Annotated in this window: 14 protein-coding genes; 10 read left to right on the forward strand and 4 right to left on the reverse strand. The window is 70.2% G+C overall.

From position 1 onward, the window contains the following. Positions 1-101: 101 nt before the first annotated feature. The gene (locus tag OG210_RS11600) at positions 102-1,391 is read left to right on the forward strand and encodes a molybdopterin-dependent oxidoreductase (protein WP_371540260.1); all 1,290 of its coding nucleotides are present in this window, start codon (positions 102-104) and stop codon (positions 1,389-1,391) included. A 2-nt stretch (positions 1,392-1,393) separates the two neighbouring features. Then, positions 1,394-1,894 carry a hypothetical protein gene (locus OG210_RS11605; protein ID WP_371536190.1) on the forward strand — a complete coding sequence of 167 codons (501 nt, stop codon included), beginning with the start codon at positions 1,394-1,396 and terminating at the stop codon, positions 1,892-1,894. A gap of 83 nt (positions 1,895-1,977) precedes the next feature. On the opposite strand, the gene OG210_RS11610 is transcribed toward OG210_RS11605, so the two are convergent. Then, entirely contained in the window at positions 1,978-2,145 is a 168-nt protein-coding gene (locus tag OG210_RS11610) for a hypothetical protein (protein WP_328335720.1), read from the reverse strand. Between OG210_RS11610 and OG210_RS11615 the strand changes: the two genes are divergently transcribed. Next, positions 2,112-2,846 carry a helix-turn-helix domain-containing protein gene (locus tag OG210_RS11615; protein WP_371536193.1) on the forward strand — a complete coding sequence of 245 codons (735 nt, stop codon included), beginning with the start codon at positions 2,112-2,114 and terminating at the stop codon, positions 2,844-2,846. The genes OG210_RS11610 and OG210_RS11615 overlap by 34 nt on opposite strands. Positions 2,847-3,085: 239 nt before the next feature. Here OG210_RS11615 and OG210_RS11620 read toward each other — a convergent pair whose 3' ends face one another. Then, positions 3,086-3,346 (reverse strand): hypothetical protein, encoded by a 261-nt coding sequence (locus OG210_RS11620; RefSeq protein WP_328329864.1) that lies wholly within the window; start codon positions 3,344-3,346, stop codon positions 3,086-3,088. Between the two features lie 214 nt (positions 3,347-3,560). On the opposite strand from OG210_RS11620, the gene OG210_RS11625 reads away from it, so the two are divergent. The 3 genes from OG210_RS11625 (at position 3,561) to OG210_RS11635 (ending at position 5,582) form a co-directional block, all read left to right on the forward strand. Continuing rightward, the gene (locus OG210_RS11625; protein WP_328329862.1) at positions 3,561-4,307 is read left to right on the forward strand and encodes a Mut7-C RNAse domain-containing protein; all 747 of its coding nucleotides are present in this window, start codon (positions 3,561-3,563) and stop codon (positions 4,305-4,307) included. A 91-nt stretch (positions 4,308-4,398) separates the two neighbouring features. Then, positions 4,399-4,734 carry a YnfA family protein gene (locus tag OG210_RS11630; protein ID WP_371536196.1) on the forward strand — a complete coding sequence of 112 codons (336 nt, stop codon included), beginning with the start codon at positions 4,399-4,401 and terminating at the stop codon, positions 4,732-4,734. Between the two features lie 74 nt (positions 4,735-4,808). Then, on the forward strand, positions 4,809-5,582 hold the full coding sequence (locus tag OG210_RS11635) for an SDR family NAD(P)-dependent oxidoreductase (RefSeq protein WP_328329858.1): 774 nt from the start codon (positions 4,809-4,811) through the stop codon (positions 5,580-5,582). 21 nt (positions 5,583-5,603) lie between these two features. On the opposite strand, the gene OG210_RS11640 is transcribed toward OG210_RS11635, so the two are convergent. After that, positions 5,604-6,797: an RtcB family protein gene (locus OG210_RS11640; RefSeq protein ID WP_371536200.1), complete on the reverse strand. Its 1,194-nt coding sequence runs from the start codon at positions 6,795-6,797 to the stop codon at positions 5,604-5,606. A 192-nt stretch (positions 6,798-6,989) separates the two neighbouring features. Here OG210_RS11640 and OG210_RS11645 point away from each other — a divergent pair, with 192 nt between their 5' ends. From OG210_RS11645 to OG210_RS11655, 3 genes are all read left to right on the forward strand, one after another. Beyond that, on the forward strand, positions 6,990-7,862 hold the full coding sequence (locus OG210_RS11645; RefSeq protein WP_371540262.1) for a DUF3558 domain-containing protein: 873 nt from the start codon (positions 6,990-6,992) through the stop codon (positions 7,860-7,862). A gap of 120 nt (positions 7,863-7,982) precedes the next feature. Beyond that, on the forward strand, positions 7,983-8,693 hold the full coding sequence (locus OG210_RS11650; protein WP_328329854.1) for a DUF3558 domain-containing protein: 711 nt from the start codon (positions 7,983-7,985) through the stop codon (positions 8,691-8,693). A gap of 140 nt (positions 8,694-8,833) precedes the next feature. Continuing rightward, positions 8,834-10,306, forward strand: a complete 1,473-nt coding sequence (locus OG210_RS11655; protein WP_328329852.1) for a DUF2637 domain-containing protein — start codon at positions 8,834-8,836, stop codon at positions 10,304-10,306. Between the two features lie 68 nt (positions 10,307-10,374). Here the strand turns inward: OG210_RS11655 and lysS are convergent, their stop codons facing one another. Then, on the reverse strand, positions 10,375-12,162 hold the full coding sequence (lysS, locus tag OG210_RS11660; RefSeq protein WP_328329850.1) for a lysine--tRNA ligase: 1,788 nt from the start codon (positions 12,160-12,162) through the stop codon (positions 10,375-10,377). A 149-nt stretch (positions 12,163-12,311) separates the two neighbouring features. Here lysS and argS point away from each other — a divergent pair, with 149 nt between their 5' ends. Next, positions 12,312-14,114, forward strand: a complete 1,803-nt coding sequence (argS, locus tag OG210_RS11665) for an arginine--tRNA ligase (protein ID WP_328329848.1) — start codon at positions 12,312-12,314, stop codon at positions 14,112-14,114. The last annotated feature ends 19 nt before the right edge of the window (positions 14,115-14,133 follow it).

The following is a 14,133-nucleotide window of genomic DNA, read 5'->3' on the forward strand; positions in this document are numbered from 1 at the left end:
ACCGCGAGCGCGCCCCGCGGCCTGCCCCGCCCGCGACCGGGGCCACCCCCTGGCGGAAGGAACAGAAGGAGCCGGGGCCTGATGCCCGGCGGGCCGGCGGGCTGCTCGGCCGGGCGCGGGTGCTGGCCGGTACAGCGCCGCCCGGTCCCTTCCGCCCCGCGTTCTGGCGCAGTCCGCTCCGCGGCCCGTGGCTGACGGCGGTCCTCGGCCTGGTCCTGCTGTGCGGCATCACGGTCCTGTTCGTCACCGGACTGCTGTCGTACGCCGCCTACAACCCGGACCTGGGGGCGCTCAACGACAAGACGCCCGGCAAGGGGCTGCTGGGCTTCTACCTGTTCACCTGGCCCACCCACCCCTACTGGCTCTACCGCCTCAACCAGGGTGTCCACGTCACACTCGGGATCGTCCTCATCCCGGTGGTGCTCGCCAAACTCTGGTCGGTCGTCCCCAAGCTCTTCACCTGGCCGCCCGCGCTCAGCCCCGCCCACGCACTGGAGCGCCTCTCGCTGATCCTGCTGGTCGGCGGGGTCCTCTTCGAGTTCGTCACCGGCGTGCTCAACATCCAGCTCGACTACGTCTTTCCCGGCTCCTTCTACACCCTGCACTTCTACGGCGCCTGGGTGTTCATGGCCGCCTTCGCCGCCCATGCGGTGCTACGGCTGGGGCGGATGTGGCGGGCGGTGCGCTCCCGTACCCTGCGCTCGGTCCTGGCCACCGACGCCGCGCACACCGAACCGGAGCCGCCCGATCCGTACGGGCTCGTCGCTCCCGCGCCCGCCCGCCCGACCATGAGCAGGCGGGGCGCGCTCGGACTGGTCGGCGCCGGATCGCTGGCCCTGCTCGTCGTGACCGCAGGGCAGAGCATCGGAGGCTCCCTGCGCCGCACCGCGCTGCTCGCCCCGCACAACCGCGACCCCCTGCACGGCCCGAACGGCTTCCAGATCAACAAGAGCGCGAGCGCCGTGGGCGTCAGGGCGGCCGACGTCGGCCCCAGCTGGCGCCTGGAGATCCTCGGGACACGCAAACTCACCTTCACCCGCGCCCAGTTGCTCGCCATGGAGCAGCACACGGCCCACCTGCCGATCGCCTGCGTGGAGGGCTGGTCCACCGACGACCAGAGCTGGTCGGGGCTACGTCTCTCCGACCTCGCCGCACTCGCGGGCGCGCCGCACGCCCCCAGCGTCCTGGTCGAATCCGTACAGCCCCAGGGCCCCTTCAGCAAGGTGCTCCTGGCGGGCAACCAGATCAGCAACCCGCTCTCACTGCTCGCCCTGTACGTCAATGGAGCACCGCTCTCCATCGACCACGGCTACCCCGCCCGCATCATCGTTCCCGCCAACCCCGGCGTGAACAACACCAAATGGGTCCGCCGACTCACCTTCCGGACGTGACCATGAGCCTCTTCTTGCGCCGCTACGGCGCCCACCCCGTCCATCTGCTCGTCATGGCCTGCTGCTTCACCGTCGCCGGGTACGCCGCGGTGCAGCTCCTCATGGGCCGCACCGTTGCCGTCGCCGTCTGGTTCATCGGTGCCGCGCTCCTGCACGATCTGGTCCTGGTGCCCCTCTACAGCGCCGCGGACCTCACCGCCCAGACCGCGCTCCCGCAGCGCAGGGACCGTGCAGGCCTTTCGGTGGGACGCCGCGGGCTCAACCACCTGCGCACCCCGGTGGTCCTGTCCCTGCTTCTGCTGCTGGTCTGGTTCCCGCTGATCCTCCGCAGGTCGGCCCCGTACCACCAGGACACCGGACTCTCGGACAGCGTCTACCTCGACCGGTGGCTGCTGATCACCGCGGGGCTGTTCGCCGCCTCCGCGCTCACCGCCCTAGTCAACACGGCTCGTCGGCGGACTCGCCGACGGCGGCTCCGGGCCTCCGGCAAGGCCGACGGCTGACGGCAGTCGGCTTTAACGGCCCATGACAATCAGCCAACGGCAGTCGGCTATCCGGGCTATGGCCAGTGGCAGTCGGCTATCGGCTAACGGCTCCAGTTCGGGTCGCGGCCGGTGAGAGCGAGCACCTGGTCGAACGCCGACGCCCCGGCCGGCACCGGTACCGGTTCGCCGAAGACGCCCCCGGCGCGGGCCATCGGGGCCATGTCCGCGAGCGCGGGTGAGAGCTCATCGACCACGGCCGGTTCAGGCACGCTACTGGCTCATCGACTGGGACCTGGCCGAACCGTATGTCTCGCATGTCGTGCCGCACCCCTCGGTGAACATCGTCTTCCAGCGCTTCGGCGACTCGCCCGCGTTCGGCGAAGTCGCAGGTGTCGGGCTCGGTCTGTTCACCCAGACGCTGGCCGGGGTGGGCGCGGTGTGCGGCATCCAGTTCCGGCCCGGCGGATTCCGCCCCTTCGTACCGGACCGTCCGGTGGCGGAGTGGACGGGACGCCGTGTCCCGCTGCCCGAGGCACTCCCCGATTCCGGCGCCTGGCCGGCGGACATCCTCACGCCGCCCGACGAGGACGCACGGGTGGCCGCGCTGGACCGCTTCCTGCTGTCGACGGCACCGTCGCCCGACCCGCAGGCGACCCGGGCGATGGCCCTGGTGGACCGGGTGCGTACGGACCGTACGATGCGCCGGGTCGAGGAACTGGCAGCCGGGGAAGGCGTATCGCCGCGGTCCCTGCAACGGCTCTTCGCCTCGTACGTCGGCGTGAGCCCCAAGTGGGTGATCCTGCGCTACCGCATCCACGAGGCCCTGGAACGCGCGGAGACGGACACGGCGGTCGACTGGGCGGCGCTCGCCGGCGAACTGGGCTACAGCGACCAGGCGCACCTCACGCGCGACTTCACCGCGACGATCGGCGTACCCCCGGCCGCGTACGGCGCCTCGCCCCGCTCGTAGCGGACGGTCAGCCACCACTACCGCTACGGCGGGAGGACCACCGCCAAAGGGGGCTCAGGCCGGTTGTCAGTGGCGCGACTTACAGGCGGAGCCATACGAGACGAAGTGCGGGTGGGCGGCCGGGGCGGCGTCCCCGGGAGCAGGCGCTCCCGGGAACCGGCCATCGGCTGCTGAGCTGCTCAGCCGGATCAGCTCCGAGTCGGATTCAGCTGCTCAGCCGGATCAGCTCCGAGTCGGATTCAGCTGCTGAGGAGTTCGTTGCCCGCCTTAAGGGCGTCGCCGCCGGCCTTCGCCGCTCCCTTCACGGCGTGCACCTTCTTGCCGACGTTGTTCCCGACGACACTCTTGGCAATGGGCTTGGCCTGCTCGCCGACGGCGGCCGTGGTCTGGGCCGTGCTGCTGAGCGTGCCCCCGAGGCTGCTGGCCTGGGCAGCCGGAGCGAAAGCGGCGAGGAGGGCGGATCCGGCGGCTGCGGTGGTGAGAATTCGACGTACGTTCATGGTCGGGGTAACGCACGGAGGCGCCCGAAGGCACGCCCCCGTCAGCGGATCGGCCCCGACTGGCCGCCGAACCCACTCGCACGGGGTCGGATCACGGGGTTGGTTCACGGGGACTGCCGGACGGCCCGACCCGGCCGACGCGCGCGCCCCAGCCGCTCCCCCGACACAACGGAAATCTCTGGCCCGGCCCCCGGCCCGATGACATCCTGACAGCGTGAACGGACCGGAGATCCACCTCGAAGTCGCCCCTGAGCTGCGCCTCTTCCTCCCGTCGGAACGCCGCCAGGGACGTACGACCCTGGTCACCGACGGCTCGTCCTCGCTCGGCCACGTCATCGAGTCGGCCGGCATCCCGCTCACCGAGACCGGCCGGCTGGCCGTGGACGGCCGGACCGTACCGTCCTCGCACATCCCGCACGCGGGCGAGACCATCGAGGTGCACGCGGTGGAGCGCCCCCAACAGGTGCCCGGCGCCCCGCTCCGCTTCCTGCTCGACGTCCATCTCGGCACGCTGGCACGGCGGTTGCGGCTGCTCGGCGTGGACAGCGCGTACTTCAGCGAGGACATCGGGGACCCCGCCCTCGCCAGGTACTCGGCACAGCACCGGCGCGTTCTGCTGTCCCGGGACCGGGGCCTGCTGCGACGGCGCGAGCTGTGGGCCGGGGCATACGTCTACAGCGACCAGCCCGACGAACAACTCCGCGACGTACTGGGCAGGTTCGCCCCCGACCTCGCGCCCTGGACCCGGTGCAGCGCCTGCAACGGCGAGCTGGCCCCTGCCTCCAAGGAGAGCGTACGCGGGCGGATCGAGGGCGGCACCGAGCGCTCCCACGACGTCTTCGCCCAGTGCGTCGTATGCCACCGGGTGTACTGGCGCGGGGCGCACCACCACCGACTGGAGGCGATCGTGGCCGACGCGCTGCGCGAGTTCAGCCCGGCCCCCCGCTCCGCGGACGGCTGATCCGCCGCACGCTCACCACCTGCGCCCACCACCTCACCCCACCCCACCCCACCAGCAACAGCCCCGCAGAAAGACCTGCCAGGCTGTCCCCATGCTGCTCCTCCGCTCAGTCGCCCTCTTCATCGTCGCCGCGTTCTTCGAGATCGGCGGCGCCTGGCTCATCTGGCAAGGCGTACGGGACAGCAGGGGCTGGGTCTGGATCGGCGGCGGCGTCATCGCGCTCGGCATCTACGGCTTCGTCGCGACCCTCCAGCCCGAGGGCCAGTTCGGCAGGATCCTCGCCGCGTACGGGGGGATCTTCGTCGCCGGGTCGATCATCTGGGGCATGGTCGCCGACGGCTACCGCCCGGACCGCTGGGACGTGACGGGCGCACTGATCTGCCTGGCCGGGATGGCCGTGATCATGTACGCACCACGTGGCCGCTGACCGGGCATATCCTGGCAGCGCGTCCCGCACCGACCACCCCGGCCGCACCCGCCGCCCTCCCGAGGAGCCCCGCCATGACCGCCGCGCCCGCCGCCACCAACCGCATCGCTGTCGTCACAGGAGCGAGCAGCGGCATCGGCGCAGCCACCGCACGGCAGCTCGCCGCAGCCGGCTACCGGGTCGTACTCACCGCGCGCCGCAAGGACCGGATCGAGGCCGTGGCGGCGGAGATCAACGCAGCGGGCCACCAGGCCACGGCGTACGCCCTGGACGTCACCGACCGCCCCGCCGTCGAGGAGTTCGCCACGGCGTTCCCCACCATCGGCGTCCTGGTCAACAACGCGGGCGGCGCACTCGGCGCGGACCCGGTGGCCACCGGCGACCCGGCGGACTGGCGCCAGATGTACGAGACCAACGTCATCGGCACCCTCAACCTCACCCAGACCCTGCTCCCCGCCCTGGTCGCGAGCGGCGACGGCACGGTCGTGATCGTCTCGTCCACGGCGGGCCACGGGGCGTACGAGGGCGGCGGCGGTTACGTGGCCGCCAAGAACGGCGCCCGGGTGCTCGCCGAGACCCTCCGCCTGGAGATCGTGGGCCATCCGGTGCGGGTGATCGAGATCGCCCCCGGCATGGTCAGGACGGAGGAGTTCGCGACGACCCGCTTCGGCGGCGACGAGGAGAAGGCCGCCAAGGTCTACGCGGGTGTGGCGGAGCCGCTGGTGGCGGACGACGTGGCGGAGGCCATCACCTGGACGGTGACCCGCCCCAGCCACGTCAACGTCGACCTCCTGGTGGTCCGCCCGCGCGCCCAGGCGTCCAACACCAAGGTGCACAGGGAGCTGTGACCCAGCCGTTCCGGCTGCGGGTCAGCCCTTCACACACACGACCTGCTTGATCTTGGCGACGACCTCGACCAGGTCGCGCTGACGGTCGATGACCTGCTCGATCGGCTTGTAGGCGCCAGGGATCTCGTCCACGACACCGGAGTCCTTCCGGCACTCCACCCCCTGCGTCTGCTCCTCCAGATCCCGGGTGGTGAAGCGGCGCTTCGCGGCGTTCCGGCTCATCTTCCGCCCGGCGCCGTGCGAGGCGGAGTTGAAGGCCTTCTCGTTGCCGAGGCCCTTCACGATGTACGAACCCGTGCCCATCGAGCCGGGGATGATCCCGTAGTCACCGGATCCGGCGCGGATGGCGCCCTTCCTGGTGACCAGCAGGTCCATGCCCTCGTAACGCTCCTCGGACACGTAGTTGTGGTGGCAGCTGATGACCGGCTCGAAGGTCACCCGGGCCTTCTTGAACTCCTTCCGGACCACGTCCTGGAAGAGGCTCATCATGATGGCCCGGTTGTACTTCGCGTACTCCTGCGCCCAGAACAGGTCATTCCGGTACGCCCCCATCTGCGGGGTGTCGGCGATGAACACGGCCAGATCGCGGTCCACCAGGTCCTGGTTGTGCGGGAGTTTCTGCGCGACGCCGATGTGGTGGTCGGCGAGTTCCTTGCCGATGTTCCGGGAGCCCGAGTGCAGCATCAGCCAGACCGAATCTGACTCATCAAGACAGAATTCGATGAAGTGGTTGCCCGCTCCGAGCGAACCCATCTGCTTTACAGCTCGATCATGACGGAATTTGACCGCTTCGGCGACCCCGTCGAACCGTGCCCAGAAGTCGTCCCAGCCCGCCACCGGGAAGCCGTGCAGCCGACCCGGCTCCACCGGGTCGTCGTGCATGCCCCGGCCCACCGGAATGGCCTGTTCGATCTTGGAGCGCAGCCGCGACAGATCGCCCGGCAGATCGTTCGCCGTCAGTGACGTCCTCACCGCAGACATTCCGCAGCCGATGTCCACACCGACCGCCGCCGGGCAGACCGCCCCGTGCATCGCGATCACCGAGCCGACCGTCGCGCCCTTGCCGTAGTGCACGTCCGGCATGACGGCGAGGCCCTTGATCCAGGGCAGGGTGGCGACGTTCCGCAGCTGCTGCATCGCGCCGTCCTCGACCGACGCCGGGTCGGCCCACATCCGGATGGGGACCTTCGCACCCGGAACCTCTACATACGACATAGCTCCTCGATTCCCCCGAACAACATGAAAGAGAAAAATACGCATCAAGATCCGCGAAAACGACAGCGGACCGGCGTGTACACCAGTGCGTGCGATAGACATTGTGTCCGGTCACCGTCAGCAGGCGGTATCCGTTTTCCGTTCCGAAGGGAGCCTCGGACAGTGCAGCGAAGGGCTTACGTTCCCGGCTTGGTGCTGCTCGCAGCGCTCGTCACCGGCTGCACGGCCGGTTCCGGGGCCGATGGTTCCGCCGCCGACGCGAAGCCCGGCGAGACCACTCCCGCCGCGGCGCCCGGCAAGTACTCCACCCTGCCCGAACCCTGCCGCGCCGCCGACCACGGCGTGCTGAAGGACATGTTCCCGGAGATGGCGGACCTGCCGAAGGACCAGCAGGAGAAGGCGTACGCGGGCACACCCGAGGCGACCTTCGACACCGACCGCCAGGTGGGCTGCCGGTGGAAGGCCGACGCGCCCGCCGACGCCCACCGGCTGCGTATCTCGATGGAACGCGTCGTGAGTTACGACACCACCGTCAGCGACGACGACCAGGCCAAAACCCTGTACGAGCAGAAGCTCGCCGCCGCCGGCCTCCCGGCGGACGGCTCATCCGCCACGGACTCCTCCACCGGCGCGGACGACGGTACGGACTCCGGCGCGGATGGCGGTACGGACGCCGGTACGGACTCCGACGCGGACAGCGATGCGCGGAGCGGCACACCGGCCCCCGGGAAGACCGGGCAGAACGGCGGGCAGAAGAGCGGACACGACAGCACCCCGGACACCGCGGGCAGCGGGCAGAGCGACGACGGACAGCCGGCGGACGGCCTCCAGTCGCGGACCCTCAGCGGCCTGGGCAGCGCCGCCTTCCTCGCCGATATCCCGGCCAGGGCCGGAGCGGCGTCCCCGCAGCACACCGTCCGGGTGGTCTTCCGCGCGTCGAACGTCCTCGTCACCGTGGAGTACAGCGAGGAGCCCGCAGAGGCGGGCACTCCCCCCGACACCAAGAGCCTGCAGGACAGGACGCGGTCCATGGCCACCAAACTCGCCGACCAGATCAGTGAGTAGTCCGCCGGTCGGCACCCCCGGCGCCCCCGGCGTACCGTGGCGGCCGGACCGTACGACACATACAACCCGTACGGGCCCGTAATACACATACGACCCGTACGACACTTGAGTGAAGGAACCATGCACCGATCAGCCCCGCGACTCACCCGCCTTCTCGCCTGTGCAGCCGTCCCCGTGATGCTCGTCGTCGCCGGCTGCTCGTCGGACTCCGGCTCCAGCGGCAAGAAGAACTCCAGCTCCTCCCCCGCGCCCAGCGCGTCGGCGTCCCCGACCGTCGCGAAGGCGGTGTACGCCAAGCTTCCCGACGCCTGTAAGTCGATCCCGGCGAAGACCGTCTCGGACCTGGTTCCCAAGGCGAAGGACAAGTCCGGCACCGAGGTCAAGTCGACCGACCTGTCGGCCCGCGCCGGCTGTTCCTGGAACGGCCTGGAGAGCAAGGGCACCAAGGGCTCCCAGTACCGCTGGCTCTCCGTCTCGTATCTGCGCTTCGACTCCGACAGCGTCCTGGGCAGCGGGCAGAAGCGCGCGCAGGACCAGTACGCCAAGGCAGTGGCCGACGTGAAGGCGACGGACGGCGCGAAGAACGTCAAGACCGTGACCACGCCGGGCATCGGCGACGAGGCGACCACGGTCACCTACGAACAGCGCAAGACCGACGCGGACTTCATCTACGCCGTGGTCGTCACGCGTTCGCAGAACGTCATCACCACCGTCAACCAGAACGGTGCCGGTTACGAGGGCCTCAAGTCCCCTTCGGCCGACGACATGTCGAAGGGTGCGCAGACCGCGGCCAAGGCGGCGGTGGCCTCGGTGGCCTCAGCCAACAAGTAGTCCCGGCAAGCGCCTTCGGGTACCCGCCTGCGGAGCCCGGCCCCCTCGGGGACCGGGCTCCGGGCGTACCCGCGCAACGCCGTCCGTACACATGTGCCAGGCTGTGCCCGCCGGATGTCGAATTCAGGAGGGGACCGCGGGTGGCCGCGACGCAGCTGACACGCACGCACCGGATACTCATCGCCGTCGTGGTCGCGGGCGCGGTGATCATCGCCGGGATCGGTTTCGTGGGTTCCTACGCGGCCGTGCGCGAACTCGCCCAGGAGAAGGGCTTCGGCGCCTTCTCGACGGTCTTCCCGATCGGTATCGACGCGGGGATCTGTGTGCTGCTCGCGCTGGATCTGCTGCTGACCTGGATCCGTATCCCGTTCCCGCTGCTGCGCCAGACCGCGTGGCTGCTGACGGCCGCGACGATCGCCTTCAACGGCGCCGCGGCCTGGCCGGACCCGCTGGGCACCGGGATGCACGCGGTGATCCCGGTGCTGTTCGTGGTCTGTGTCGAGGCGGCGCGCCACGCGGTGGGCCGGATCGCCGACATCACGGCCGACAAGCACATGGAGGGCGTGCGCCTCACCCGCTGGCTGCTCGCGCCGGTCCCCACGTTTCTGCTGTGGCGCCGGATGAAGCTGTGGGAGCTGCGCAGGTACGACGAGGTCATCAAGCTCGAACAGGACCGGCTGATCTATCAGGCGCGGCTCCAGGCGCGGTTCGGGCGGGCGTGGCGGCGCAAGGCGCCGATCGAGTCGCTGATGCCGCTGCGGCTGGCGAGGTACGGGGTCCCGCTCGCGGAGACGGCCCCGTCCGGGCTGGCCGCGGCCGGCATCGAACCGGCGCTGCTGCCTCCGGCGCCCGCCCTGGAAGCGGGGACCACGGCTGCGGGCCCCGCCGTGGCGCCCTCCCGGGAGGCGCAGGCCCCGTCGGCCCCCACCGGCCAGGAGTGGGAGCAGGAGCCGCCGGCCACGCACGAGAGCCCGTGGTTCGCGGCGCCGCAGGTCTCGCAGGAGGCGTACACGGGCACCTACGACCCGGCGTACGAGCCCGCGTACGACCAGCAGTACCCGCAGCGTTATGAGCCGGGTTATGAGCAGCAGGGTTACGAGCCGGAGTACCAGCAGGGTTACGAGCAGGGGTACGACGCCCCGTACCCGCAGCAGGGCCACGGCCCGCAGCACGATCAGCACCAGCAGGCCGGGCAGTACGACGGACACGACGGGCCGGACGCCGCCGGGTCCCCCGACCCCGCGCAGGTCATGGTCCCCACCGGAGCGGGCGGCTCGCGCCCCCTCGGCGGTGTGATCCCCGGGCCGCGCACCGAGGCGAACCCGGCCGGTGAGACCGACGAGGCTGCCGACACCACCGAGGCGGACAGCCCCGAGGTGCAGGGGCTGCCGGAGGACGTGTCCCGCGAGGACGCGTACTTCGGGGCCTACCGGAAGTTCATCAGCGAGAACAACGAGGTCCCGACGGTGCGTCAGTTCGGCCGGTACCTGAAGGATCTGTACGGCGTCACGGGCCGCAACAGCGAGACCCTGAGCGACAGTTCGCTCCGTCCGTACCTCGCCCGCTTCCAGCAGCGTTACGCGGAGGAGCTGGACGCGGAGCACATCGCGTAACCGGGCTGCGCAGAGTGACGGGGGCCGTCGCCAGGAAGAACCCGGCGACGGCCCCCGTCACTCTTGCCTCAGGCCGCGAGCAGCTTCCGCACCCGGTCCGCGCCGACGGCGAGCAGCAGCGTGGGCAGCCTCGGCCCGGTGTCGCGGCCGACCAGCAGCTGGTAGAGCAGGGCGAAGAAGGTGCGCTGGGCGACCTTCAGCTCCGGGGTGGGCTTGGCGTCCGGCTCGAAGCCGGCCTGGACCTTCGGTACGCCGTAGACGAGCGTCGTCAGACCGTCCAGGGACCAGTGCGTGTCGAGACCCTCGATGAGCAGCCGCAGCGACTCGCGGTCCTGGTCGCCGAGGGCGGCCAGGGTCTCCGTGTCCGGCTCCGCGCGCACCAGCGTGCGCTGCTCGGCCGGGACCTGGGTGGTGATCCAGTTCTCGGCGCGGTCGAGCCGGGGGCGTACGTCGTCGAGCGAGGCGATCGGGTTCGCCGGGTCCAGTTCGCTGAGGATGCGCAGCGTCTGGTCCTCGGCCCCGGCCGTGATGTCCGCGACGGATGCGAGCGTGCGGTACGGCAACGGGCGCGGGGTGCGCGGGAGTTCACGCTCGGCCGTGCGGGCGGCACGGGTGTGCGCGGCGGCGTCGGCGGGGAGCGCCGAGCCGTCGGCGACCTTGGACTCCAGCTTGTCCCACTCGTCGTAGAGCCGCTGGATCTCCTGGTCGAAGGCGATCTTGAAGGACTGGTTGGGCCTGCGCCGCGCGTACAGCCAGCGCAGCAGCGGTGCCTCCATGATCTTCAGCGCGTCGGACGGGGTGGGCACGCCGCCCTTGGACGACGACATCTTGGCCATGCCGCTGATGCCGACGAACGCGTACATCGGCCCGATCGGCTGCACGCCGTCGAAGATCTCGCGGACGATCTGTCCGCCGACGACGAACGAGGAGCCGGGCGAGGAGTGGTCGACGCCACTGGGCTCGAAGACGACGCCCTCGTAGGCCCAGCGCATCGGCCAGTCGACCTTCCAGACCAGCTTTCCGCGGTTGAACTCGCTGAGCAGGACGGTCTCGGAGTGCCCGCACGCGGTGCAGGTGTAGGCGAGCTCGGTCGTGTCGTCGTCGTACGAGGTGACCGTGGTGAGGTCCTTCTCGCACACGCCGCAGTAGGGCTTGTAGGGGTAGTAGCCGGTGGCGCCGCTGCTGCCGTCGTCCTCGTCGGCTGCGCCCGACCCCTCGGCGGCCTCGATCTCGGCCTCGTCGAGCGGCTTCTGGCCCTGCTTCTGCTTCTGCTTTCCGCCTGCGGCGCCCTGCTTGGCCGGGTCCTTCTTGGTGCGGTACCGGTCGAGGATCGCGTCGATGTCGGCGCGGTGCTTCATGGCGTGCAGGATCTGCTCGCGGTAGGTGCCCGCGAGGTACTGCTCGGTCTGGCTGATCGGGTCGTACTCGACGCCCAGCTCGGCGAGCGCCTCGACCATGGCGGCCTTGAAGTGCTCGGCCCAGTTCGGGTACGCGGACCCGGCCGGGGCGGGCACCGATGTGAGGGGCTTGCCGATGTGCTCGGCCCAGGACGCGTCGATGCCGGGGACGCCGTTCGGCACCTTGCGGTACCGGTCGTAGTCGTCCCAGGAGATGAGGTGGCGCACCTGGTACCCGCGCCGCCTGATCTCGTCGGCGACCAGGTGCGGGGTCATCACCTCGCGCAGGTTGCCCAGGTGGATCGGGCCCGAAGGGGAGAGGCCGGACGCGACGACGACCACCGGTGCGGCGGCGCCAGAGTGTTTCGCGCCCGGGGCACGGCGCTCCGATTCGGCGATGACATCGTCCGCGAAACGGGAGACCCAGTCGGTCTCGGTGCTCTGAGCCACGATCGGCACGTCCTTCTTTCTCGTACGCCTTCGAACAAGGGCGACTGCCATTCTCCCAGGTCCCTCCGGGAGAGTGAAAACGGCTTTCCAGGCCGTGGGACAGCCATGGGATACTTGTGCCTGATCTCTTGTACCTCTATGGAACGGCAGTCGGCCCCATGCCTGAGCCAGTCTCGGTCAATTCCCTCGCTTCGACGCTCCAGCAGCACCTCGCGGACGCCCTGACGGCAGCTCTGCCGGATGCCGGTGCCGCGGACCCGCTGCTGCGCCGAAGCGACCGGGCCGACTTCCAGGCCAACGGGATCCTGGCCCTGGCGAAGAAGCTGAAGGGCAACCCGCGCGAGCTGGCGGCCACGGTCACGGCAGCGCTCCCGGCCAATGACCTGATCAAGGACATCGAGGTCTCGGGCCCCGGCTTCCTGAACATCACGCTCACCGACCGGGCGATCACCGAGACCCTCGCGGCTCGGGCGGCCGACGCCCGGCTCGGTGTGCCGTACGCCGCGCAGGCGGGCACCACGGTCATCGACTACGCCCAGCCGAACGTGGCGAAGGAGATGCACGTCGGGCATCTGCGGTCGGCCGTGATCGGCGACGCGATGGCGAAGATCATGGAGTTCGGCGGCGAGACGGTGATCCGCCGCCACCACATCGGGGACTGGGGCACCCAGTACGGGATGCTCATCCAGTACCTGATGGAGCACCCGCACGAGCTGGACCACGAGGGCGCGAAGGAGGACGGCGAGGCCGCCATGTCCTCCCTCGACCGGCTGTACAAGGCCTCGCGGGCGGTCTTCGACTCCGACGAGGAGTTCAAGGCGCGTTCACGGGACCGGGTCGTGGCCCTCCAGGCCGGGGACCCCGAGACGCTGGCGCACTGGCAGCGGTTCGTGGACGAGTCGAAGATCTACTTCTACTCGGTCTTCAACAAGCTGGACATGGACATCGAGGACGCGGACATCGTCGGCGAGTCCGGGTACAACGACATGCTGGAGGAGACCTGCCGTCTCCTGGAGGAGTCCGGTGTCGCGGTGCGGTCCGAGGGCGCGCTCTGTGTCTTCTTCGACGATGTGAAGGGCCCGGACGGCAATCAGGTCCCGCTCATCGTGAAGAAGACGAACGGCGGCTACGGCTACGCGGCCACCGACCTCTCGGCGATCCGCAACCGGGTGCAGGAGCTCAAGGCGGACGCCCTGCTGTACGTGGTGGACGTCCGGCAGTCGCTGCACTTCAAGATGGTCTTCGAGACGGCCCGCCGGGCGGGCTGGCTGGAGATCGGCGATGGCGGTGGCGACGGCAGCGGTGAGGCCAAGCCCGTACAGCTGGCGTTCGGCACGGTGCTCGGCAAGGACGGCAAGCCGTTCAAGACCCGGGCGGGCGTGTCGGTGCGTCTGGTGGACCTCCTGGACGAGGCGATCGAGCGCGCGACGGCCGTCGTGCGGGAGAAGAACAACGAGAAGGTCGGGCTCACCGAGGCCGAGATCGTCGAGAACGGTGCGCAGATCGGCATCGGCGCGGTGAAGTACGCGGACCTGTCCACGTCGGCGGCCCGCGACTACAAGTTCGACCTGGACCAGATGGTGTCGCTCACCGGTGACACCAGCGTGTACATCCAGTACGCGTACGCCCGTATCCAGTCGATCCTGCGGCTGTCGGGTGGCGCGAAGCCGGTCGCGCATCCGGAGCTGGAGCTGGCACCGGCGGAGCGCTCACTGGGGCTGCACCTGGACCAGTTCGCGGAGGTACTCGCCGAGGTCGCCGCCGCGTACGAGCCGCACAAGCTGGCCGCGTACCTCTACCAACTGGCCTCGCACTACACGACGTTCTACGCCGAGTGCCCGGTCCTCAAGGCCGGAACCCCGGAGCAGGTCGAGAACCGGCTGTTCCTCTGCGAGCTGACCGCCCGCACCCTGCGCCAGGGTCTGGCGCTGCTGGGCATCCGGACGCCCGAGCGGCTGTAGGAGCCGGCGGCCCCGGAGC

Source organism: Streptomyces sp. NBC_00466 (assembly GCF_041433995.1).
GTDB lineage: Bacteria > Actinomycetota > Actinomycetes > Streptomycetales > Streptomycetaceae > Streptomyces.

Coding starts and splice junctions, on each gene's coding strand:
- OG210_RS11605 (WP_371536190.1), top strand. CDS start 1,394: ATGAGCCTCTTCTTGCGCCGCTACGGCGCCCACCCCGTCCATCTGCTC.
- OG210_RS11620 (WP_328329864.1), bottom strand. CDS start 3,346: ATGAACGTACGTCGAATTCTCACCACCGCAGCCGCCGGATCCGCCCTC.
- OG210_RS11630 (WP_371536196.1), top strand. CDS start 4,399: ATGCTGCTCCTCCGCTCAGTCGCCCTCTTCATCGTCGCCGCGTTCTTC.
- OG210_RS11635 (WP_328329858.1), top strand. CDS start 4,809: ATGACCGCCGCGCCCGCCGCCACCAACCGCATCGCTGTCGTCACAGGA.
- OG210_RS11640 (WP_371536200.1), bottom strand. CDS start 6,797: ATGTCGTATGTAGAGGTTCCGGGTGCGAAGGTCCCCATCCGGATGTGG.
- OG210_RS11650 (WP_328329854.1), top strand. CDS start 7,983: ATGCACCGATCAGCCCCGCGACTCACCCGCCTTCTCGCCTGTGCAGCC.
- argS (WP_328329848.1), top strand. CDS start 12,312: ATGCCTGAGCCAGTCTCGGTCAATTCCCTCGCTTCGACGCTCCAGCAG.